The organism is Novosphingobium malaysiense (assembly GCF_000802225.1).
GTDB classification, from domain to species: domain Bacteria; phylum Pseudomonadota; class Alphaproteobacteria; order Sphingomonadales; family Sphingomonadaceae; genus Novosphingobium; species Novosphingobium malaysiense.
Map to the genome: position 1 here is coordinate 20,355 of NZ_JTDI01000005.1, position 22,858 is coordinate 43,212.

The following is a 22,858-nucleotide window of genomic DNA, read 5'->3' on the forward strand; positions in this document are numbered from 1 at the left end:
TCAGGCAGTAAGGCTTTCCGCCAGCGCTTTGGCCTCGTTGCGCAGAACATCCTTCCGGACTTTGCCTGACGGTACACGCGGCAGGTCTTCAACCAATACGAGATGTTCGGGGAACTTCTGGCGGGCCAGTCCGGCTTCATCCAGATAGCGCCGGACTTCTGGCAGATCGATAGTCCTGTCCGCGCGCGGGATGATGAAGGCGCAGCCCATCTCGCCCGTCTTGGCGCTAGGCATGGCGACGATCGCCACTTCGGCCACCGCCGGGTGCTGGGAGAGCACGTCCTCCACTTCCTTCGGGCTGATGTTTTCGCCCGAGCGGATGATGATGTCCTTTTTGCGGCCGGTGATGACGACATATTTTCCGCCATCGCTGCCGGTAACCTGCCGCCCGAGATCGCCCATGCGGAAGAATCCATCTTCAAGGAAGCTCCCGGCATTGTCGTTTTCGTGGATATAGCCTGCGAACAGACCGGGGCCGCGCATCACGATTTCGCCTTCCTCGCCCTCGCGTAGCGGTTCATCGCTGGTCGCATCGAGGATACGCATTTCGACTGGCGGTACGATTTCGCCGTCGGTCTCAGCGCCCATTTCCATTTGCGAGCGATCGCGAATGCCAAGTGAGGCAGTCAGCATCTCCGTGGAACCGTAGCACCGGAAGAACATCGCGTTCGGCAGAGTGGCGCTCGCTCTGCGAATGAGATCGGGAGACACTGTCGTGCCGCCGCAGAAAAACAGGCGCAGGCTGGCGAGGCGTTCCGGGGTGGCCTGGGCAATGTCGAGCATCTGCTGGAGGAACGGTGTTGCGCCGCCCGTTACCGTGCAACAGTTGCGTTCGATACAGGCGATCCCTGCGTCGGGCGTCCAAACGTCCATCAGGACGCTGGTGTTGCCGGCCACCCATGGCATGTCGAATGCCCAGATCGAACCGGTCACGTGGGTTACGGGCGAGGGCATGAATACGACATCGTCCTGGCAGATCTTCCAGGCCTCGGCCATCGCGCGAACGCGGTGATCATAGGTATAGTGGGTGTGCAGCACACCCTTGGGCTTTCCAGTGGTGCCCGAAGTGTACATCGCGATGAGCACCGAACCCGCATCGACCTCCGGCAGGGTATCCGGATCGGCCGGCGGGTTCGCGAGTGCAGTGTCCCAGTCAAGGTCGCCTTCGCCGCGCACCACGATCGTGTCAGCCAGATCGGGCAGTGTTTCCTGCAGGTCCTTTACCATCGCGTAGTGGTCGTGACGGCGGAAGACACCGGGCACGAAGATGGCTTTGGAGCGGCAGTCGGCAAGAATATAGGCCAGTTCAGCTTCACGGTAGATAGGCGGAATCGGATTGATGACGAGACCGCACATCCGCGCCGCCAGCGCAATCACGGCGGTCTCCATCCAGTTCGGCAATTGCAGCGACACGACGTCACCCGGCACAAGCTTTCGGTTCCGGAAGAAGCCAGCGAGGCGTAGTGCTTGTTCCCAGACCTGCGCACGCGTCATGGAGGCATCGCCCTCGATCTGGAAGACATGATCGGGCGCTGCTTCTACAGCTGCGCGGGCAGCGGCAACGACGGTCGTGTCAGCCCAGTGCCCAGCGTCTAGGTAGGCCTTCGCCAACTGCGGGCACCAGCGCGTCTCGAAGCCGCTGGGATCGCGTTTCTTCGTCCATTGCATGTTTGCGCCTCCGTTAATTGGTGCTGTGCGAGGAGGGCCATGGCATCAAAGTGCGCCCCTCCGACGAACTTCGTTCGATCGTATCCAGCAACTGCGTCAGACGAACGGCCTGTTCGAAATCAGGGACGGTTCTCTCGTTGGTCCGGATATCGTGTTCGAAGCGCCGCCACAGTTCACCCACGTTGAGCGCAGGGCCTGTCAGGCCATTGGCAGGCGCAGGATCTGTATTGGACGCCGAGGTTCGCGTCACGACTTCGAGTGCGCCGCATTGATAGCCGCCCGGGTGGCTGCCCCGGATTTCGAGTTTCCCAAGTGTGCCGCGCAGCTCGAAGCGCAGCGGGGCGTGATCGCCACCGATGATTTCCACGTTCGATACGCAACCCGTTTCGTGCACCCCGTGGATGATCATATGGTCCGGGCATGTACGTTCCACGACCTCGTCCGTGCCTGTAATCGCAACCTTGCGACGCAGGATGGAATTTCGCGATGACACGTCCGCAAATGATCCTACGACAGCTTCAACCATGGCAAGGGTGTGCCCGCCGGCGATAGTCGCCAGAGTCGCGCCATTCCGACGGTCTTGGAGGTAGGCGTAGTGCGGGGGGGCCTGAGTCCCCCAGCCCGCAGTTGATGACGTGACACAGAGAGTGAGAGGATTGCCGATTGCGCCATCCTGCACGAGCTTTGCGGCCTGCCGGACGGCCGTGGCATTGGCGCCTTGAAGCCCGATGGCGACATGCGTTCCGGCCCGCCGGGCGGCAGCGGCCAGTTCCTCGGCTTCGTCGATGTCCCGCGCGAGCGGCCATTCGCAGTAGACGTGTTTTCCGGCATCGAGCGCTGCCAGGACAATCTGGCGATGCTCAGGCACCTTCACCGTGACGGCCAGGATATCGATGTCCGGATCCCGCGCCAGAACCAGGGAATCGTCGTAGGCCCGCGCCGCGCCGAACGCCTGCGCAGCGGCGCGCGCGCTATCCTGCGTGCGCGCCGAAACAGCCTCGACCAAAAGACCGGGCAATGTGCCCAATGCCGGGAAGTGGGCGTCTCGCGCCCATCCTCGCGCAACGTTTGCGCCCGCGAAACCGACGCGAAGCGGCCGTGGCATTTCTCAGCGCGCCCGAGGCAGGCCGAGCACGCGGTCTGCGGTGATCTCGCGCTGGATTTCGCTGGTGCCACCGGAGATGGAGAAGATCCAGCTCCACAGGTACTCGTAAATCCAGGGGTTGTTGCTGCGGTCGCCGTTGAATTCCAGGAAGTCCCAATCGAGGATCTCGCCGACCACTTCGCTCAGCGCCTTGTGCGTCTGGGTGACGAGGAGTTTCATCATCGACCCCTTGGGCCCCGGCATGCCGGTCCGGTCGGTCTCAGCGATATCGGCAAGCGTCATCGCACGGATGGCGATGGCATCGGCCTTGATGGCAGCGAGCCGCTGCGAAATGGCGCTGTCTTCAATCGCCCGTCTGCCGTCCTCGAATTCGACCTGCTCGGCGAGATCGATCACGCGGTTGACGCGTTCGTAGAGTTCCAGTTGATCGCCGATGAAGCCGAGGCCGCGTTCGAAGGACAGGGTCGCCAGCGCAGTCGACCAGCCACCGCCGACTTCGCCGACGACATTCGACAGGGGGATGCGGACTTCGTCGTAAAACACGGAATTCACGTGCTCGTCCTGCATCATCGTGCGGATCGGCTTGATGTCGATGCCGGGCAAACGCATGTCGCAGATCAGCCAGGTGAGACCCTTGTGACGCTCGGACTGCGGGTCGGTACGCACCAGCAATTCCTGATAGTCGGCATGCTGGGCGTCTGTGGTCCACATCTTGGAGCCGGTGACGACGACAACGTCACCATCAACGACTCCACGCGTCTTGAGCGACGCAAGGTCCGAACCGGCGTTGGGTTCCGAAAATCCCTGGCACCAGAGCGCTTCCCCGGAGAGAATCCGGGGAAGGTGAAAGGCCTTCTGCTCCTCGGTGCCGCGAGTGATGAGAGTCGGCCCGGCGTGCATCATCGCCACATAAGTCGTGTTGATATGATGCGGCGCTTGGGCCCGCGCCAGTTCCTCGTACCAGATGACCTGCTGCAGCCCGGACAGGCCCAGTCCGCCATATTCCTTGGGCCAGGCCACGCCGGCCCAGCCGTGTTCATAGAGCTTGCGCTGCCAGTCGCGATCGAAGCGGGCAGAGGCCTCCCCGTGTGCGGGGCGGGAATCGGTTGGTACATGAGCCTTGAGCCATGTGCGTGCCCGGGCGCGGAATTCATGATCCGCTTCGGAGAAATGAAGATCCATATCAGTCCGCTACTTGTGCCTTGAGCAGCCGCCCCAGCAAATCGCGCTTGCCTCCGAACAGGCGGGACAACGTCATCGCGTGCTTCAAGAGGAGGTGGCAGTCGTGCTCGTCTGTCACGCCGATGCCGCCGTGAAGTTGAATGCTCGTATCGCTGTTCGACATGGCTGCCAGATTGGCCAGATGCTTGGCGGCATCCAGATGGACCTGAGCGTCGGCCCTTTCCTCCTTGGCGGCCGTAGCGGCGTACCATAGCTGCGAGCGGGCAGCTTCCGTCCTGACCGCCATGTCAGCGCAGGGGTGCCGTACGGCTTGATAGGAACCGATCTTGCGTCCGAAAGTTTCGCGCACCTTGGCGTATTCGACTATCAGGTCGAGGGCGGTCTCCGCTATGCCGACGAGCATGGCAGCTACAGCGAGCTGGCCTAGCTGCCATACGGTCGGTCCCTCGAACACATGCATCGGCTGAGGGAGACTTTCTGCGACATGCAGCGAGTTTGTCGGGTCGAGGGCAGGGCGCTCCTGCAAGGCTATGGCGTCCATGCTGTAGACGGCACCACCCGTCCGCTCGACCAGCAATGCCCAGCGGGCTTCGGAACTGCCCAGAAGGCGCCATGATGCACCGGACGGGACAAGCAGCGCAGCGCCCGCTGTGCCGGCGATCACGTCTTCGCGCAGGCCGGAGTCGAGATCAGCATTGGCCAGCAGGCATTGGGCCAGCAGGTCAACCGGAGCGCATTGACGCCCGGCTTCCCTGAAAAAGAGAGTGTGCTCGACCGCAGACAGGCCACTGCCCCCCTGCTCCTCAGGGACTGCAAGGGCAAACCAGCCCATTTCGCCAAATGCTTCCCGAGCTGATGGCGCAAGGTCAGCGCATCCTGCTTCGTGAAGCCTGGAAATCGGCGTCGTACCGACCAGGAAGTCGCTCGCGGCATTGACGATTTCGAGTTCGTCGCCTTCAGGTGCAAGGTACATTGAGCCGCCTCTCGTCACCGACCCCGTGATAGTCCATTGTAAGAATGATCCGATGCTTATGCATTAAGTTTGTGGGCTTCTTGATAGGCCCTGTTCGGCTAATTGCAACACATAAGTGCTATTTTATGGGAGGCTGGCATATGGCCTTTCTGGGGTAGGGGAATATATGCGTGCACGAGCCAATCTGCGCGCATAATGGCCGCGACGGCGGCCGCTGCCTATGGATTTTTTGGTGGTTTGCATGAGCAGATGCGGAGGGCGCGTCGAAACCGGTCTTTTGGCATGAACTGGCGCGCCGTTCCAGAAATGTCGGGAAAAAATATGAAATGAGATTATTGCATTGAAAAAATATGCGGCGTACCAGACGGCCAGCATAGTCATAATCAAAGTGCCATAGGGAGATGATGATGGGAGAGGTCTCTACCTTTCGCGCGGCAAGCGCGTGTGCGCCTGGAACACGGCAATGCCGCAGGCCGATCTGGCTTTCGTGTTCTGTCGCAGCAGGCCTATTTTCGATACCGCAGGTGGCGGAAGCGCAGGAGCCGCCGGGCGCATCAGCAACGGAGATCATCGTCACCGCGCAGCGCCGCGCTGAACGTCTCGAAAATGTGCCAATGTCTGTTACGGCATTGTCAGGGGACACGATCCAAAAAGCTGGCGTGACCGGTATTCAGGATCTCGGGGCCGTCGCGCCCGGCGTGCAGGTCAATTTTGCGGGCCTTTCGACGCAGCCCGCGGTGCGCGGTGTGACAACACTAACCAACGGTGCATTTAACGAGAACAACATCGGCATCTATGTCGATGGATTTTACGTCAACGATACCTTGTCGATAAATTCGGACCTCGTGAACATTAAGGATGTTCAAGTGCTAAAGGGGCCGCAGGGGACGCTTTATGGGCGCAATGCCACCGGCGGTGCGATCCTGATCAACACGCTTGATCCTTCGCCAGTGTTTACCGGCAACGCCGGGTTCGAGTTCGGCCGTTTCAACGAGTATGCATTCAAGGGATACATCTCGGGTCCCGTCAGCGCCCGCGTCCGGTTCGGTCTGGCCGCCTCATCTCGCCATGGCGATGGATACATCCGTCTCGCCGACCCATTGCATGTAGGCGAAACCACCGGCAATGCGGCGCCTTTCACCAACCAGTCCGTGCGTTTCAAGCTTCAGGCTGACCTTACCGACAATCTGACTGCGACGATCGGTCTGAACTATGGCCTTGCAGACGATCCGCGCGGTACGCTCTTTACTCCGCGCGACCACAAGCCGTCCTATTTGCCGGCTCCTCCCGGCATCGCGACCGATCCGATGACCGCGTCGTACAACTACCCCAGCAAGACGCGGTCCACTACCCGGGAAGCGACTTTGACCCTGGCATGGAGAAATGCGCTGGGCACCCTGACATCGCGCACTGGCTACAACGCGAAGAAGGCGGCTTACGATTTCGACTTCGATGGTAGCTATGCCGACTTCACGTACAGCGTTAACCGGCAGAAATCGCGCACATTCCAGCAATCGTTGGACTATGCGATCAATGCTATCGACGGGGTCGATTTGCTCATAGGGGCCTTCTACTATCATGATCGCGTCGATCCCGACGCCGACTACGCATCCGTGTCCTATTCTGCTGGGCTGACGCCAAGCACCGGCGCCACCACCGCGCTGCGGACCGAAGCTTATGCCGTTTATGCCGATGCGAACATCCACGTTACGGATCGGCTGACGGTCAATGTCGGAGGCCGGTACAACCATGATCATCGCGGCGTGACCGAGTCCATCACCTCGCTTTCAACCGGCGCCTACATTCTGCCCGTTACATCCGACAGTGCGAACTTCCATAAGTTCACGCCGCGCGCATCCGTCCGCTATGAGATAGCGCCGCGAACCAACATCTATGCGACGTATTCGGTTGGATACAGGAGCGGGTCCTACAACAGCAATACAGTTGCCGATCCCTCGCTGATCATCCCGGTAAAACCGGAAACGCTGAAGAGCTGGGAGCTTGGCTTCAAGACGGCGCAGGACAACTTCCGCTTCGATCTGGCCGGCTTCTACTACAAATACACCAACTACAATGTCTCGTTGACGATTCCCAACCCGCTGACCGGATTGCCGACTACCGTTCTGGGCAACGCTCCCCGAGCCACGATTTATGGCATCGACGGGCAGTTGACCTACATGCCCACCGACAGGACCCAACTGACGATCGGTGCGGCATGGCTGCATGCCCGTTATGGCACTTTTGACAACGCCGTGGGCACGGGACTCAATGCGGCGACCGGGTTGAACGTCACGCAGACCCAGGACTGGAGTGGGCAGCAAATGTCGCGGGCTCCGAACTTCTCGGCGAATGTTTCGGCCAGTCATTCGCTGGAACTGTTCGGTGGCGAACTCGAGCTGTCGGCGAATCTCAAGTATTCCGATGGCTACGTCATCAGCAATCCGTCGCTCTATGGGCCGCTGGCAGGTGCGGACCTCGCGAACAAGCAACGCTTCCGGCAAGGCGCGACCACCCTGCTCGACGCGCAGATTAACTGGACGGACCCCAGCGACCGCTATTCGATCGGGGTGTGGGGGAAGAACCTCACGAACGAGAAATATCTCGCCACGTATAACGGCACATCGTACTTCGGTGACTATTACGTTCGCGCGGCGCCGGTCACTTATGGAATCCGCTTGGGATACAAGTTCTTCTGACTGTTGGGATGAATTTCAACCGGCGCGCGAGCGCGCGCCGGTTGCGGCCCGTCTTAGCGCGGTTCGGGTCACGCGCCCGGCACCGTCTCGAAGCGGACGATCCCATCCGGTACCATGTGAAACGGCTGGGCATCGCACAGGTAGATCGCTGTGCCGGGCTTGCCATACTGGGCAGGGTCGTCGAGACCGCCGACCTTGAGCACGAGCGTCGGCAAGCCAGGGATCCGCGTCGCCAGATGGGTGCCGCACTTGGGACAGAATTCGCGGGTTACGGGATTCGGAATATCATCCCGGGTGAAACGGGCCGGTGCACCCCTGGTGTAGGAGAACTCAGCGACCGGCATCATCATGAAATAGTTCGGACCGCCGCCCGTGATGTACTGGCATTCGCGGCAGTGGCATTCCGCTTTGAGCCCGGGTGTTCCACCGGCCGCGTAGCGCACGGTTCCGCAATAGCATCCGCCTTCGAGTGTCATGGGCTCTCTCCTTTGCCGTTTTGGCCGGTTTTCCGGTTCAGAATACAATGACGCTTCGGGCCACTTCGCCGTTGGCCATGCTCGCATATCCCTCGTTGATCTGATCGAGCCGGATTTCGCGCGATACGAGCTCGTTCAGCTTGAGCCGGCCCTGCTGGTAGTAGGTGACCAGTTGCGGCAGGAACAGCTGGTAGGCCGCGCTGCCCATCAGCGAGCCCATTACGCGCTTTTCCGTCATGGCAAATGTCGTGATTGGCAGCGCGACCGTCAGATCCGGTGTGCCAAGCCCGACCAGAACGGTGGTGCCGCCTTGCCGCGTGGCGTCCATGGCCAATCGGGCGGTGGCCTCGCTGCCCACGACTTCGAAGGCGAAGTCGACACCGCCCCGGGTCAGTTCGGCAATTTCGCCTGCGGTGTCGGGACCGCCGAGAACCGTATCGGTTGCGCCGAATGCTATGGCGGCGGACAGCTTTGCGGCGTTCTTGTCGACTGCGATAATGCGGCTGGCACCGGCGATCCGCGCACCCTGAATGGCGTTCAGGCCAACGCCGCCACAACCGATGACCGCAACCGTCGATCCGGGTGGCACTTTCGCGCTGTTGAGGACCGAGCCCACGCCCGTGATGACGGCACACCCCAGAAGGGCTGCGGACGATGGCGGCACTTCGGGGGATATTTTCGTGACCGCGCGGTGATGGATCACCATCTCCTCGGCGAAGCCGCCCAGGTTGCCCAATTGCCGGATCGCTTCCCCACCTTTGGTGATGCGCGACCCCGCCGGGCGGTCCGGTGCGCCGGGCTTGTCCTCGCAGCGGTGGTTGTGCCCGGTCTGGCATTCACGGCACTGGCCGCAATAGGCGGAAAGACAGGTGACGACGCGATCCCCGATGGCAAAGCCTCCGACGTTTTCGCCTACGGCGATGATCTCGCCGGCCACTTCATGGCCGAGCACTGCTGGCAGAGGGACGGGGAAGTCGCCCGCGATGAAGTGATAATCGCTGTGGCACAGGCCGCTTGCGAGCACGCGGATGCGCACTTCGTCGCGGCGCGGGCCGTCCAGATCGACATCTTCGATATCGAGTTGGCCGATCTGGCGCAAAACTGCAGCTTTCATTCTCCGTCTCCTCCCGCAAGGCCCGCTTTTGCTTGTTGGTGTTCGGCGGTGGCGTGATTTTGTGGGCAGCAGGTCACTTCAGATTTTCGCCATCGCCATCAGGTCATTGGGCGGCGGCCGGTGCCGTCTCGAAAATCATGGTCTTGGCTTCCAGGTAAGGGTGCAAGCCCTCGATGCCGCCCTCGCGGCCGATGCCGGACTGCTTGAAGCCGCCGAAGGAAATCGTGAAGTCCGTCTTGAAGCCGTTATGGCCGACGGTCCCCGCACGCAGGCGGCGGCCCACGGCATAGGCGCGTTCGGGATCGTTGGTGAAGACGGAGCTGTTAAGGCCGTAGATCGTCGCGTTGGCGATGGCGATCGCGTCTTCCTCGTCAAGCGCGGGGATGACGCTCAGCACCGGGCCGAAAATCTCCTCGCGGGCGATCGTGCAGTCATTGCTGACGTTTCCGAACACGGTGGGTTCGATGTAGTAGCCGCAGTTGAGATCGGCCGGGCGGCCGCCACCTGTTGCCAGCCGTGCGCCTTCCGCCTTGCCCTTTGCGATCAGGTCCTCGACCCGGTCGCGCTGGCGGGCCATGGCCAGCGGGCCCATCTGGCTGGCGGCATCGAAGGGATCGCCGACCTTGATTTTGCCGAACGTGTCGGCGAGGGCGTCCACAAGGTCGTCGTGCCGGTCCTTGGTGACGATGATGCGGGTCAGCGAGGAGCAGACCTGCCCGGTCATGATCGGTGCGTAGCGCGCAATCGTCTGCGCGGCAGTAGCGAGGTCGTAGTCGTCGAGGATCACTGCAGGGGACTTGCCACCCAGTTCAAGTGTGCAGCGCGCGATGCGATCTCCGCAGATCGAGGCGATCTTGCGGCCTGCGGCCGTCGAACCGGTGAAGCTGACCTTGTCGACGCCGGGGTGTCGCACCAGCAGTTCCGAGACGTCGCGATCGGCGGTGACAACATTGACGACGCCGGCGGGCAGCCCGACTTCCTCGCAGATTTCAGCGAAGAGCAGCGGCGAGGCAGGAGCCTCGGGCGATGCCTTGATGATGAGCGTGCACCCGGCGATCAGCGCGGGTGCGGCTTTGTAGGCCATCAGCGAGTTCGTGGCGTTCCAGGGCACGATTGCGGTTACCACGCCAACGGGTTCGCGCACCAGCAGCGCGGGCTGGCCCATCATCGACGTGTGCTTTTCTTCCCAGGCAAAGCTGTCGGCTAGGCTGGCATAGTAGCGGAATATCTCGGCGAGCCCCTGCGCCGCATGGGCGGTGATCTTGTGGAGGACGCCCGATTCCATGGACCAGGTATCCGCCAGGGCTTCGCCCCGCGCGGTCCATGCGTCGGCGATCCGGTTGAGATAGACCGCCCGCTCCGCCGGGCTCATTCGCCCCCATGGGCCGTTGTCGAAGGCGTCGCGTGCGGCGCCCACCGCGCGTTCGATGTCGGGCTGCTGCGCTTCGGCAACTGTCAGGAAGACTTCTTCTGTCGCGCTGTCTACGACATCGATCGTCGCACTGGATGAGGGGGTGACCCATTCGCCTGCGATGAACAGCTTTTCCGGATGCCGGACGTGCTGGGGACGGCTTGCGGTCAGGGTGGTCATTATCGGTCTCCTCAGCATCCCGGCGCCGCGTTTTAATGCAATGTCAGCGGCGTAAATAATTTCTGGGATGTCTAGCGTTCGGGACTTGCTGCGTCCATCGTGTTTGCGGGGCAGGGCGGGCGGAAAACCCGGGAAATCGCGGGTCCGGCGGGCAGGTTGCGCTCGGATATCGTGCCACCGTTGCGGATGGCGCGTGGGTGGTGGCAGGCGCCTTGCGGATGAGCCGACGGACATTTCAGGGGATCACCGTCCCCGCGATGCTGCACGATCTCTAATGCAATATATATTTGGCATTGTAAAAGGGGCGCAAATTCCCCCGTGAAAGACGGGGGAGCATTAGGCGAGGGTGATCCATGACGTTCACGGGCAGATTTGCGGGTAAAGCAGCGATCGTCACAGGGGGCGCAAACGGGATCGGCGCTGCCGTTGTCGCGCGCCTTGCCAGCGAAGGCGCGCATGTCATGGTTGCTGACGTCAACGAGCCGGCCAGCATGGTGGAAGGCGCCGTGTTTCAGCGTACGGATGTCACCAGCAGCGATGGCATTGCGGCCATGATCGCCGCTGCCCGTGAGCGTTGGGGGCGGATCGATATCCTTGTCAACAACGCGGGCGTGGGCGCGCTGGCGGACATCGCCGACATGGAGGCCGACCTTTGGGACAAGGTCTTTGCCATCAACACAAGGGCCATTTTCCTGTGCTCGAAGGCGGCATTGCCTGCCCTCGAGGAAAGCAGTGGCGTGATCGTGAATGTGGCCTCGATCTCTGGCCTTTTTGCGGACTTCGCCATGGGGGCCTACAATGCCTCGAAGGCGGCGGTGGTGAACTACACCCGTTCGCTGGCGCTCGATTGCGTTTCGCGCGGCGTCCGGGTGAATGCGGTCTGTCCGGGGCTGGTTGAAACCGAGATGGCCAAGCGGGCCATCGCCGATCCGATCGACCGCGAGTTCTGGTTTGACCGGATTCCGATGGGCCGTGCTGCGCAGCCGGAAGAATTGGCGGGCGTCATCACTTTCCTGGCCTCGGAGGATGCTTCCTATATGACGGGGTCGATCGTAGTCGCAGATGGAGGCATTACCGCTCACACTGGGCAACCCAATGCACCTATCCGCCAGAAGCTGCGCGCCAGTCGGCAGGGCTGAGGCGATGGAGCCGCATCCCTACTATCAGGCTATCCTTGATGCTTATGCCGCCGCGGGCCGTCCGGCGTATCACGAGAGTACGCCCGAAGAGGCGCGCGCGATGTTGCGCGCGACGATGGCGGCAGCACCTGCACCTACTGGGCTGCCGGAGATGGAATCGGTGGTTGATTGCCAGATCGATGGGCCGAACGGCGCCATCGCTTTGCGCATTTACACGCCGGTGGAGCGCAGGGCGGGTGTCTGTGTCTATTTCCATGCCGGTGGATGGGTCATTGGCGATCTCGATTTTTCCGATGCGACATGCAGGCGACTGAGCGCTGCGGCGGGATGTGTTCTCGTCAGCGTCGACTATCGGCTGGCCCCCGAACATCCCTATCCGCAGCCGCTCGACGATGCCTTTACCGCACTGGAATGGGCTGCGGCGCAATATCCCGGGCGCATTGTCGTCGCCGGAGAAAGTGCAGGCGGCAATCTGGCTGCGGCTTGCGCGATCAGGGCTAAGGCGCTCGGCGGGCCAGCCATTGCTGGGCAGTGGATGGCGTATCCGGTGACGGACCATGCCTGCGATACCGCTTCTCATCAGGACCTCGGCGAGCGCAACTTGCTGCTTTCGACGCCAGACATGAAGTGGTTCTGGAATCACTACTGCCCGCCTGGCATCGACCGGGCCGTTCCCGAACTTTCCCCACTGAGAGTGTCTGACCCCTCTGGTCTGCCGTCTGCGATGATCGTTGTCGCGCAGCTTGATCCGCTCCGCGACGAGGGGCTGGCTTATGCCGCCCGGCTCGCGGCGGCCGGTGTGGCCGTGACCACGCGCTGCGATCCCGGCGTGGTTCACGGCTATCTCGGTGCGGCGGCAGCCATTCCAGCGGCCGCGCAAGCCGTCTCGGAATCCGGGCGCTGGATTCGTGCGCGGCTGGATGGGGAAGGCCTGAACTAGCGCGGTCCGGATACCCGGGGCAGCGCAAGAAACTACAAGACAAGGAATAACCGCACGATGACTGAATCCGCGCCGGAACAACCCGTCGTCCTGTTCGAATTGCTTACGCCGAACATGGCGCTCGTAACGCTGAACCGTCCGGACAAGCGCAATGCGGTCAATGGAGAGGTCGCCAGCACACTCGACGCGATCATCAAAAAGACCGAGGATGACCCTGAAATTCGTGTGGTCATTCTGACGTCTTGCGACGACCGCGTGTTCTGCGCTGGCGCGGATCTTGCCGCAGTGGCGAGCGGCAAGGGTGCTGCGATCAGTACGCCGTTGGGGGGCTTTGCAGGCATCGCCTATGCCGTGCGCCGCAAGCCCTGGATCGTCGCGGTCGAAGGCATGGCAGTCGCCGGTGGTTTCGAGATTGTTCTCGCCTGCGACATGATCGTCGCTTCACGCAATGCCCGTTTTGGCTTGCCCGAAGTCAAGCGCGGATTGATGGCGGGGGCCGGGGGCGTCCACCGCCTTCCCAACCGCGTGCCGATGGCCCTTGCAACCGAGATGATCGCGACCGGGGATCCCATCGATGCACAGCGCGCCTACGACGCGGGTTTGATCAACAGTCTGGCCGAGCCGGGCCAAGCGCTTGCAGAAGCGCGCGCGCTGGCTGACCGGATCGTCGGCAATGCGCCAGTTGCGGTGCAGTACTCGCTGGCGGCGGCAAAGGCCGGGGCGGCAATGCCAGACGGAGCGGCCCGCGCCTCCGCCGATGAATGGATGGGTCTGCTGCGCAAGACTGAGGATTTCCGCGAAGGACCTCGCGCTTTCGTCGAGAAACGCGAGCCGGTCTGGAAGGGGCGTTAACCCTCAGAGCAGGACGCCAGCCTCCCGGAGACTGGCGATTTGCTCGGTCGAGTAGCCCGCTTCGCAAAGGATTTCTTCGCCGTCGGCACCGGGCGGGCGCAGGGCAGGCGTCCGTGTGCGGCTTTCCGAATAGCGCGGGGCCGGACCCGGCTGGACGACGCCGAAAGCCTCTACGAAGCTTCCGCGCGCCAGATGCTGGGGATGGTGCGGGGCCTCACGGCGCGAGAGCACCGGAGCGAAGCAGGCATCGGAGCGTTCCAGCTTGGCGCACCAGTAGGCACGGTCCTGTCGGCGAAAGACCGCTGCCAGTTTCGCCTTGGCGGCGCTCCAGCGTTCAGGCTCGCCTTGCAGGCCTTCCATGTCGGGATCGCCTGCCAGGCCGGTGGTCTCAAGCAGCAGGCCGTAGAACTGGGGTTCGATGGCGCCGATCGCGATGAACTCTCCATCTCGCGTTTCGTAAGTATCGTAGAACGGGGCTCCGCCGCCCAGCATGTTGCGGCCACGCGGCGCATCGAGGCCCGCGAGTTGTCCGGGGTTGAAGAATGTTGCGGCCAGCAACGCGGCGCCCTCCGTCATGGCTGCGTCGATGACCTGGCCGGGTCTCCCCGCGCGCACCGCAAGCAGGGCGGCGAGCATAGAGAAGGCCAGCATCATGCCGCCGCCGCCGAAATCGGCCACGAGGTTCAGCGGGACTGGCGGTTTTTCACCGGCCTTCCCCATGGGGTGCAGGGCGCCGCACAGGGCCAGATAGTTGATGTCGTGCCCCGCCGCTTGTGCGAGAGGACCGGTCTGGCCCCACCCGGTGATACGGCCATAGACCAGCTTCGGGTTGTCGCTCAGGAGAACCTCCGGACCGATGCCCAGGCGTTCGGTGACGCCAGGGCGCAGGCCTTCGATGAAACCATCGGCGGTCCGGCACAAGGCACGCACCGCCTCAACGCCTTCGGAGTGCTTGAGGTCGAGTATGATCGAGCGGCGTGACCGGTTCAGGATGTCGGTCGGGAAAGCTGCGGAGGGTTGCGGGCGATCAATGCGGATGATGTCGGCGCCATGGTCTGCGAGCATCATGCCTGCAAACGGTGCGGGGCCGATTCCGGCCAGTTCCACGATGCGGATTCCCTTCAACGGGCCGTTGCTGTCTTCCATCGGCATCCTGCTTGTCCTGTCCCAATACGGATTTCCCGCTTGCTCCTCTCGCTTCTGAACGGCATTATTGCAACGAGACAATTTCATTAGTCGATGAGAGGTGCCGGAACCATCTGAAATGTCCGGCAAAGGGAGATAGGGCCATGGAACTCGAACAACTGCAGAAGCTGGCCGATGAAATGGCGGTCCGGGCGGTGCTGAACGAATATTGCCTGCGTCTCGAAGTCGATAATTTCGAGTATTGGATGGAGCTCTTTACCGACGATATCCAGTACGACGTGTTCCGCCGGACGCTCAGCGGCAAGGATGAAGTGCGCGCGATGCTTTCGCTGGCACCGCACGGCATTCATATCGGAGGCCCGGCGCGCGTTACACTCGATGGCGACAAGGCGGAGACAGTGCAGAATTATCTGTTCATCGGATCGGAAGACGCCGCCTGGAATATGGGCTGGTATTTCCGGACGCTGGTCCGCACCGGCGCAGGATGGAAGATTGCCCATATGCGGGTGAAGATGCAGAAGATCGGCACTGGCACGCCGCCGCTGCTGGATACCGCGCAGCCTGCCTAAACGGCAGTGGGCTCAGGCAGGCCGGGGTTTCATCGGCCCCGAGTAGCAGAAACAGACTGGCTGCTAGAATGCAGAGTGGCATACCGCCGAGCAGCGCTGCGCGTTAGCTGCCGGTATGGTCGAACACGGTGTTGAGCATGACCGGCCCAGTTCCGCCAGCAAGGGTTACCAGCCCGCTCATAACACCAAACAGGAATCCGAAGTTTTCTCGCGAGCAGTGGTGCGATGTCAGATAGGCGAGGATGTCGAGTTCGGCACCCAGTGTCAGGCCAAAGATCATGATGGCAGCGGACGCTGTGCTCAGCGTCACCGGCATACCCAATGGGTTTTCCCGCTCCTTGGGGTGCGGGTTGCAGGTCAGTCTAGATCAGAATACGAAATGACGCAGTAGTATTTAATTAAGATGCTGCGGGCGGCGGAACTCCGGCTATGCGACTTCGCTCGCAAAAGTGTAGTCCGTTCCCGTCGGCAGCGAGGTCATCCGTTCAAGGACCGTCTCGAAATGGCTGGCCGATGTACCCCAGGCGTACCGCAAAGCGAGCGCGCGCTTTACGAAAAAGTGCAGGTCTACTTCCCAGGTAATCCCCATCGCGCCGTGAATCTGAATTGCGTTGCGGGTGGCAAGGTCGGCGGCTTCTCCCGAGACGATCTTGGCATGCGCAAGGCGCGCGCGGCCCGCCAACGTTCCAAGGGAAAGCTCTGCCGCCGCAGCGTGGACCACGGGCCGGGCGAATTCGACCTTGACCTGTGCGTTGGCGGCAAGGTGCTTGACGGCCTGGTAGCTGCCGATCGGCTTGCCGAACTGTTGCCGGTCTTTCGCGTAGGCGACCGACATGTCGATGGCGCGCTGGCCGATGCCGACCAGTTGCGCGGCGGCCAGCAGGGCGCCACGTTCCGCGGTGTCGCCCCAGCCGCTGCCGACCTGCGTGGCCGGGCTGGGCTGCCAGTCGACGCGGAACAGGCGGCGGAAGGCGTCGAAGCTTTCCTGCTGGACCAGAGTCACGTCTGCGCGCGCGACGAGGTGCAGTTCATCGCCGTGGCCAAGCAGCAGCGCGCCCGCGTTGTCCGCATCGGCGACAAAGGGATTGACCGGGTGGCCGATCGCGACGGTCTCTCCGCCAAGGACGCGTTCCAGCCAGCCCTTGTCGTTATCGAGTCCGGCCAGCAGAGGTACGACCACGCCCGCCTGTTCGATCAGCGGCTCGGGAAGGCCGACATAACCGGCCGCTTCGGCGATTCCGACGAGATCGACCGGCCCCATGCCAAGCCCGCCCGCATCCTCAGGTGCGCACATGGCGAGCAGACCCATTTCGCGGATCGTTTCCCAGCGTGCTGCGTCGACAGCAGTATTGGTTTCGAGCAACCTACGCAGATCGGCCGGGGTGCAGCTTTCGATCAGCATGTCGCGCGCGGCTTCGGTGATCGCGCGCTGGTCTTCGGTGAAGGCAAATTCCATTGGTATCAGGCCCTCGGCAGGCCAAGCATGCGCTCGGCGATGATGTTGCGCTGGATCTCGTTGGAACCGGCATAGATAGGCCCGGCCAGTGCGAAGATGTGGCCGTCGAGCCAGCCGTCGACATCGCCGGCATCCGGGGCGGACTTCATCAGCTCGGCGCGGGGGCCGAGGATGTCGAGCGCTGTTTCGTGCAAGGCAAGATCGAGTTCGGACCAGAAGATCTTGTTGGTAGAGCTTTCCGGACCGATCGTGCCGCCAGCCGCGAGGCGCGAGCACATGGCGTAGATCGTCAGCGCATAGGCGTCGGCATCCATCCAGCTGCGGGCAACGCGCTCACCCACCGAAGCGGGGAGATCGTGCTTGTGCCGCTCGTAGAGCGCGATCAGCTTGCGCACGGCTTCCTGATAGCGGGCGGGCGAGCGCAGCAGCAGGCCGCGTTCAAAACCGGCGGTGGCCATGCAGACCTTCCAGCCTTCGCCTTCGCCGCCCAGACGGTCGGACACTGGCACGCGCACGTTGTCGAGGAAGATCTCGGCAAAGACCTTTTCCCCGTCCATGCGCTCGATCGCGCGGCGGGTGACGCCCGGGGCATCGAGAGGGAAGAGGATCAGGCTCATGCCCTTGTGCCGCTCGGACCCTGGTTCGCGGAACAGACCGAAGGCCCAGTCGGCGTAGACCGCGCGTGTGGACCAGATCTTCTGGCCGTTGAGCACGTATTCGTCGCCCTCGCGGGTGCAGGTGGAGCGCACGCCGGCAAGGTCGCTGCCCGCGCTGGGTTCGGACCAGGCCTGCGCCCAGACAATGTCACCGGCGGCCATCGAAGGCAGGTACTTGGCTTTCTGCTCGGGTGTGCCGAATTCCATCATCGTCGGGCCCAGCAGGAAGATGCCGTTCTGGTTGACGCGCGTCGGCGCGTTGGCGCGGTAGTATTCTTCCTCGAAGATCAGCCATCGGATCAGGTCGAGACCGCGCCCGCCCAGTTCCTCCGGCCAGGTGACCATGCCCCAGCGGCCTTCGTTGAGCTTGCGTTCCCAGTCGCGGTGCGCCTCGAAACCCTCACGCGTGAGGTCGAAGGAGGGCAGCGGTTCCTTGGGGACGTTGGCTTCCATCCATTCGCGCACTTCCATGCGGAAGGCGCGCTGTTCGGGAGTGTATTCGAGATTCATTCGCCAGCCTGTTTCTTGTTGGCGTCGGCCATCTTCTTGCCGTCGAAGCCGGCGATGTAATCGCCCTTCACCAGCGTGTTGTTGGCATGCGCGAAGTGGTGGTAGCCGAAGGCGGCATCGATGCCCGCGTTCTTGCCAGACAGCGTTTCCATGTGGTTGCAGGCCTGCTTGGCAAGCTGCAGCGCAAGGCGCGGCTGTTCGGCGATGCGGTGGGCGACCTTGCGCACTTCGTCCGCCAGTTCCTCGCGTGGGACGACGCGGTTGACCATGCCCATTTCGTAGGCGCGTGCAGCACCCATGCGTTCGCCCAGGAACAGGAATTCCTTGGCGATGCGCACGTTGAGTTCGTGGCAATGTGCGAAATATTCGAGGCCCGGAAAGCCCATCTGCAGGACCGGATCCTGGAAGAACGCATCGTCCGAGGCGATGATCAGATCGCAGACCCATGCGAGCATCAGGCCGCCCGCGATGCAGCCACCGTGGACCTGCGCGATCGTCGGCTTGGGAATATCGCGCCAGCGCTTGCACATGCCCAGGTACTGTTCCTGCTCGCGGATATAGGCCTTTTCGCCGCCCGCCTTGTTGGCGTGATCGTACCACATGAGGCGGCGGTCGACGCTGGCGTGAAAATCCCGCCCGGGCGAGCCGATGTCGTGGCCCGCGCTGAAGTGCTTGGCATCGGACTTGAGCACGATGCACTTGACGTCGTCGTCATCGACCGCGCGCTTGAAGGCATCGTCAAGCGCATAGGTCATCTGGCTGTTCTGGACGTTATGGTATTTGGGCCGGTTTAGCGTGATCCAGGCGATGCCGTCCGCAGCTTCGTAGAGGATCGGCGTATCGGTTTCGTAGACATGTTCGCTCGGGGTCGGTTCGACGATCCCGTCGTTCTGTTCCGTGGTCATGCCAGTTCCTTCTCTTCCGTGCCGGTTTTCGCATTGAGCAGGACCAATGCATCGACTGCAACGGCGCCTTGGCCTTCCGGCATCACAAGTAGCGGATTTATTTCGACTTCGCGCAGGCGTTCTCCACCGGCCATGACCGCGTCGCCGAGTGCGGCGATTGCCTGGGCGGCTGCCTTGACGTCGGCCTTCGGCGCACCGCGATAGCCGTCGAGCAGCTTGAAGCCCTTGAGGCTGCGCAGCATGGCTTCGGCGCCGGCGGCGTCGATCGGCAGGAGCGCGTTGCACGCGTCCTTCATCAGTTCGGTCCAGATGCCGCCGAGGCCCACCGTCAGCATCCAGCCGAAGACCGGATCGTGGGTTGCGCCGGCAAGAATCTCGACCCCGCCCGACAGGTTCGGCTCGAGCGTTACGCCTTCGATGCGCACGTTCATGGAGGCGGCCTTGGCCATTATCGTCTCGAACGCCTCGAGCGTTTCCGCCTCGTTCTTGAGGCCGAGACGAATCAGGCCATGCTCGGTCTTGTGGGCGACGTCGGGGCTGACCAGCTTGGCGACGAGCGGGAAGCCGATCTTCGATGCGACCGCGCGGACTTCGTCGGCCGTCTGCACTACGGCGTCGTGAACGACGGGCACGCCGAAGGCGACGAGGGCATCCTTGCTCTCGGTTTCGGAGAGGGCCATGCGGTCCGCCGCGATCTCCGGCCATGCTGCCGAGGGAGCGCCGGGAGGCATGGGAATTTCGTCGTTCTTCTTCCATGCGCCATAAGCGCAGATGGCACGGGCGCAGCGGTCGAAATCATCGAAATAGCCGATGCCGTGGGCCGCCAGCCGTTCGCGGTCGGCCATGGCAAAGGTGTCGATGACGATGAACGCCTTGCTGCTTGCTGCGGCGGCCTTCTCAACCTGGTCGAGGGCTTGCGTCAGGAAGTTGCCCGGCAGGTAGAGCAGCACCACGTCGATGTCGTCCGGCTCCGATGCAAGCCTGATGCATTCCGAGAGGAAGTCGTTCGAATTGACGATGTTGCCTGTCAGGTCCACTGGGTTAGAGACCATCGAATGGCCCGGAATCTGCGCCGAGAGCCCTTGCTGCACGTGGGGGGGCAGGGTGGGGACATCGCCGCCGCCGAGCGCCAGCGCATCGGCCAGAATCGCCCCGGCTGCGCCCGAAATCGATAGAACTGCGCAGTTGCTGCCGCCGATCTTGTCGCCCAGCGTGTGCAGGTAGGCGAGATCGGCAAGGCCGGACAATTCACCGGCGCGGACAACCCCCGCGCGAGCAAAGGCTGCATCATAGGCTGCGCTGTCACCGGCGAGGGCGGCGGTATGCGAACGGGTGGCCTCAGCGCCCTTTTCGCTGGCACCCACCTTGTACACCGCCAGCATCTTGCCAGCAGCGCGAAAACGCGCTGCGACGGCCAGGAACTTGGCGCCATCGCGCAGTTCCTCAATGTAGCATACTGCTGCCTGTGTGGCGGAATCGGCGGCCAGATAGTCGAGATAGTCGCTGAAATCGACGCATGCCTCGTTGCCGGTGTTGATCACGTGGCTGAACGTCACCCCCGCGCGCCGGGCCATGCGGAACACGGTTGCACACATATTGCCGCTCTGGGTGAGCAAGGCAGTATGGCCTGCCGGTTCGCCGGGCTGGAAGGACTGGCCGAACGAGGTGAAGATTGCATCGGTAAAGTTGGCGTTGCCCATGCAGTTCGGGCCGGCGATGCGCATTCCGCTGGAGCGCGCGAAAGCCATAAGGGCATCTTGCCGCGCGTTTCCCTCGGGCTCGTTGGTCTCGGCGTAGCCGGAAGCGTAAACGAGTGCCGAAGGTATGCCGAGTGCATGGCAGCGTTCGAGCATGGGCAGCGTGGCGTCGGCGGACAATGCAATGATCACCAGATCGACTTTTTCCGGCACGCTCTCGATGTCGGGATAGGCCTTGAGGCCCTGGATCGTCTCGTTCTTTGGGTTGACCGGATAGAGCCGCTCAAATCGCGCGCGCTTCAGGAGGTCGACCGGTACGCCACCGATGCGCGCCTTGTTGTCCGACGCGCCGATGACTGCAATCGAGCGCGGGCCGAGAAGTGCCTGCATGCTCATGTCGCGGGTTGCCCCTCCTTCCAGTTTCGTCTGATGCCGTGCTTGTCTGATCACCGCCGAGTGCGGTGGTGGCCAAAGCGGCCTGCATGGACCAACTAGCCTTTATCGCAAATATTGCAATAGACGCATTTCATTAATCGAAGGTATCGCGTATACGGTTTGCCGGATGGCACGTAAGTGGAAGAAGTTGCGCGCTGCGGGACGAAAGAGGGAGAGGGCCGGTGGCAGCGGATTGTACCGTGAAGGCAAGACCAGCGCACAGGATCGTGCGAATCGCAGAGGATGGTCGGCCCCGAATAGAGGCCTATCGCTGTGAGAACTGTGGAGCGGTGACCGACAGCCAGACCATGGCCTGCCGGGCCTGCGCCAGCCGGAAGCCGCCCGCGTCCTTTGGAGTGGGGCGCACGGGAAAGCTGTGGAGCTGGTCTGTCGTGCATCGCAGCTATCCCGGAGTGGCCGTGCCTTTCATTTCGGTGATCGTTGATTTGGATGACGGACTGACACTCAAGGGCACGCTGCGCGGTGTCGATACGTCAGGATTGCGGCAGGGCCTGCCGGTGCGGCTGGTGTTCGACGATGCCGGCGGTGCGCATGACAAGGAAGGAGTCCCTTACGTCGGATTCCATTTCGTGCCGCAGGGGGATGCATGATGAGCGATGTCTATATTGCGGGTGCAGACATGATTGCCTTCGGGCGCTATCCGGATCGTGCCTATTTCCAGCTTGGCGCCGAAGCCGCTCTCATGGCGCTCGACGATGCAGGGCTGTCGATCAAGGATATGGGCGCGGTATACGCTTCGTCCGTGTTCAATGCCCAGTCGATGCTGGGGCAGAAGATGCTTAAGGAGATCGGGCAGACGGGTGTGCCTTGCATCAACGTTTCCAACGCCTGCGCTTCGGGCGCGACGGCCGTGCGGGAGGCCTTCGTTGCGATCAAGAGTGGGCTCTACGATGCCGTGATCGCCGTCGGAGCCGAGCAGAACCCGCGCGGGATGCTAGGCGGTGCGCCGCCGTTCGGTCCGCCGCCCGAGGGGCTGTTCGGATCGGAATCAATGCCCGCCGTTTTCGCGGAAGCGGGCATGGTACATGCCGCCAGGTACGGCACGACGGTCGAGCAGTTCGCACAGGTTGCGGTCAAGAACCACCACCACGCGACGATGAACCCCAAGGCCTATTACCGGCGCGAAACGCCGCTGGAGGAAGTGCTGGCGAGCGAGATAATCGCCGAGCCACTGACCAAGCTGATGTGCTCGGCCAATGTCGATGGTGCTGCCGCAGTGGTTCTGGTATCCGAACGCAAGGCGCGCGAACTGGGTATGGGACGGGCCGTGCGCATTCGCGCCTCGGTGCTGGCGTCCGACCCCTACGAGCCGCGCAATCCGGAAATGTTCGATCCCAATTCAGTGACGCGCCTTGCAGCCGCCCAGGCTTACGAGATGGCCGGGCTGGGGCCGGATGCGCTCGATCTGGTCGAACTGCACGATTGTTTCGCGACCGCCGAGTTGCTGCACTACGAGAACCTCGGGCTCTGTGGCGATGGCGAGGCAGGCCGCTTGATCGATTCCGGTGCCACGGCGCTTGGCGGGGCGATTCCGGTCAATGTCTCGGGCGGTCTGCTCTCCAAGGGGCATCCGATCGGGGCCACCGGCGTCGCCAACATTGTCGAGATCGTCGAGCATCTGCGCGGGCAGGCGGGTGCGCGGCAGGTCGACGGGGCTCGCATCGGGCTCGCGCACGTGCTGGGTTTCGGTGCAGCCGCCGGCGTCCATATACTCGAAAAGGCGTGAC

At 62.6% G+C, this 22,858-nt stretch carries 20 protein-coding genes; 7 read left to right on the forward strand and 13 right to left on the reverse strand.

Annotated features, from left to right (window positions below; translation table 11 throughout):
* Genes LK12_RS15815 through LK12_RS23855 form a run of 4 tightly spaced genes read right to left on the reverse strand, consistent with a single transcriptional unit; the run spans window position 1 to window position 4,928 of the window.
* Window positions 1–1,668 carry an AMP-binding protein gene (locus tag LK12_RS15815; protein WP_039286210.1) on the reverse strand — a complete coding sequence of 556 codons (1,668 nt, stop codon included), beginning with the start codon at window positions 1,666–1,668 and terminating at the stop codon, window positions 1–3.
* A 13-nt stretch (window positions 1,669–1,681) separates the two neighbouring features.
* Window positions 1,682–2,773: a Gfo/Idh/MocA family protein gene (locus LK12_RS15820; RefSeq protein WP_082010544.1), complete on the reverse strand. Its 1,092-nt coding sequence runs from the start codon at window positions 2,771–2,773 to the stop codon at window positions 1,682–1,684.
* 3 nt (window positions 2,774–2,776) lie between these two features.
* Window positions 2,777–3,955, reverse strand: a complete 1,179-nt coding sequence (locus tag LK12_RS15825; RefSeq protein WP_039286212.1) for an acyl-CoA dehydrogenase family protein — start codon at window positions 3,953–3,955, stop codon at window positions 2,777–2,779.
* A 1-nt stretch (window position 3,956) separates the two neighbouring features.
* On the reverse strand, window positions 3,957–4,928 hold the full coding sequence (locus tag LK12_RS23855; RefSeq protein WP_052223468.1) for an acyl-CoA dehydrogenase family protein: 972 nt from the start codon (window positions 4,926–4,928) through the stop codon (window positions 3,957–3,959).
* A gap of 524 nt (window positions 4,929–5,452) precedes the next feature.
* Between LK12_RS23855 and LK12_RS15835 the strand changes: the two genes are divergently transcribed.
* Window positions 5,453–7,624 (forward strand): TonB-dependent receptor, encoded by a 2,172-nt coding sequence (locus tag LK12_RS15835; RefSeq protein WP_197063546.1) that lies wholly within the window; start codon window positions 5,453–5,455, stop codon window positions 7,622–7,624.
* A gap of 68 nt (window positions 7,625–7,692) precedes the next feature.
* On the opposite strand, the gene LK12_RS15840 is transcribed toward LK12_RS15835, so the two are convergent.
* From LK12_RS15840 to LK12_RS15850, 3 genes are all read right to left on the reverse strand, one after another.
* On the reverse strand, window positions 7,693–8,100 hold the full coding sequence (locus LK12_RS15840; protein ID WP_039286216.1) for a GFA family protein: 408 nt from the start codon (window positions 8,098–8,100) through the stop codon (window positions 7,693–7,695).
* Window positions 8,101–8,137: 37 nt separating this feature from the next.
* The gene (locus LK12_RS15845) at window positions 8,138–9,214 is read right to left on the reverse strand and encodes a Zn-dependent alcohol dehydrogenase (RefSeq protein WP_039286218.1); all 1,077 of its coding nucleotides are present in this window, start codon (window positions 9,212–9,214) and stop codon (window positions 8,138–8,140) included.
* A gap of 103 nt (window positions 9,215–9,317) precedes the next feature.
* Window positions 9,318–10,805, reverse strand: coding sequence for an aldehyde dehydrogenase (locus LK12_RS15850; protein WP_039286220.1), 1,488 nt, complete (start codon window positions 10,803–10,805; stop codon window positions 9,318–9,320).
* A 353-nt stretch (window positions 10,806–11,158) separates the two neighbouring features.
* On the opposite strand from LK12_RS15850, the gene LK12_RS15855 reads away from it, so the two are divergent.
* From LK12_RS15855 to LK12_RS15865, 3 genes are read left to right on the forward strand one after another with little or no spacing between them, the layout of a single operon-like run.
* On the forward strand, window positions 11,159–11,944 hold the full coding sequence (locus LK12_RS15855; protein WP_052223469.1) for an SDR family NAD(P)-dependent oxidoreductase: 786 nt from the start codon (window positions 11,159–11,161) through the stop codon (window positions 11,942–11,944).
* A gap of 4 nt (window positions 11,945–11,948) precedes the next feature.
* Window positions 11,949–12,884, forward strand: a complete 936-nt coding sequence (locus LK12_RS15860) for an alpha/beta hydrolase (RefSeq protein WP_039286222.1) — start codon at window positions 11,949–11,951, stop codon at window positions 12,882–12,884.
* A gap of 57 nt (window positions 12,885–12,941) precedes the next feature.
* Window positions 12,942–13,736, forward strand: a complete 795-nt coding sequence (locus LK12_RS15865; RefSeq protein ID WP_039286224.1) for an enoyl-CoA hydratase-related protein — start codon at window positions 12,942–12,944, stop codon at window positions 13,734–13,736.
* Window positions 13,737–13,739: 3 nt separating this feature from the next.
* Here LK12_RS15865 and LK12_RS15870 read toward each other — a convergent pair whose 3' ends face one another.
* Window positions 13,740–14,888, reverse strand: a complete 1,149-nt coding sequence (locus LK12_RS15870; protein ID WP_231568382.1) for a CaiB/BaiF CoA transferase family protein — start codon at window positions 14,886–14,888, stop codon at window positions 13,740–13,742.
* 137 nt (window positions 14,889–15,025) lie between these two features.
* On the opposite strand from LK12_RS15870, the gene LK12_RS15875 reads away from it, so the two are divergent.
* The gene (locus LK12_RS15875; protein ID WP_052223470.1) at window positions 15,026–15,451 is read left to right on the forward strand and encodes a nuclear transport factor 2 family protein; all 426 of its coding nucleotides are present in this window, start codon (window positions 15,026–15,028) and stop codon (window positions 15,449–15,451) included.
* A 103-nt stretch (window positions 15,452–15,554) separates the two neighbouring features.
* Here the strand turns inward: LK12_RS15875 and LK12_RS15880 are convergent, their stop codons facing one another.
* The 5 genes from LK12_RS15880 to LK12_RS15900 form a co-directional block, all read right to left on the reverse strand.
* On the reverse strand, window positions 15,555–15,761 hold the full coding sequence (locus LK12_RS15880; RefSeq protein ID WP_197063547.1) for a hypothetical protein: 207 nt from the start codon (window positions 15,759–15,761) through the stop codon (window positions 15,555–15,557).
* A gap of 117 nt (window positions 15,762–15,878) precedes the next feature.
* Complete coding sequence (locus LK12_RS15885; protein WP_039286228.1) at window positions 15,879–16,907, reverse strand: acyl-CoA dehydrogenase family protein; 1,029 nt, start codon at window positions 16,905–16,907, stop codon at window positions 15,879–15,881.
* A 5-nt stretch (window positions 16,908–16,912) separates the two neighbouring features.
* Window positions 16,913–18,073 (reverse strand): acyl-CoA dehydrogenase family protein, encoded by a 1,161-nt coding sequence (locus LK12_RS15890; RefSeq protein WP_039286230.1) that lies wholly within the window; start codon window positions 18,071–18,073, stop codon window positions 16,913–16,915.
* Window positions 18,070–18,978, reverse strand: a complete 909-nt coding sequence (locus LK12_RS15895; protein ID WP_052223471.1) for an enoyl-CoA hydratase — start codon at window positions 18,976–18,978, stop codon at window positions 18,070–18,072. The genes LK12_RS15890 and LK12_RS15895 overlap by 4 nt, the downstream gene beginning before the upstream one ends.
* On the reverse strand, window positions 18,975–21,071 hold the full coding sequence (locus LK12_RS15900) for an acetate--CoA ligase family protein (protein ID WP_039286232.1): 2,097 nt from the start codon (window positions 21,069–21,071) through the stop codon (window positions 18,975–18,977). Before LK12_RS15900 ends, LK12_RS15895 begins: the two co-directional genes overlap by 4 nt.
* A gap of 329 nt (window positions 21,072–21,400) precedes the next feature.
* On the opposite strand from LK12_RS15900, the gene LK12_RS23860 reads away from it, so the two are divergent.
* Window positions 21,401–21,721: a Zn-ribbon domain-containing OB-fold protein gene (locus LK12_RS23860; RefSeq protein WP_082010547.1), complete on the forward strand. Its 321-nt coding sequence runs from the start codon at window positions 21,401–21,403 to the stop codon at window positions 21,719–21,721.
* Window positions 21,721–22,857, forward strand: a complete 1,137-nt coding sequence (locus LK12_RS15910) for a thiolase family protein (protein WP_197063548.1) — start codon at window positions 21,721–21,723, stop codon at window positions 22,855–22,857. The genes LK12_RS23860 and LK12_RS15910 overlap by 1 nt, the downstream gene beginning before the upstream one ends.
* Window position 22,858 lies beyond the last annotated feature (1 nt).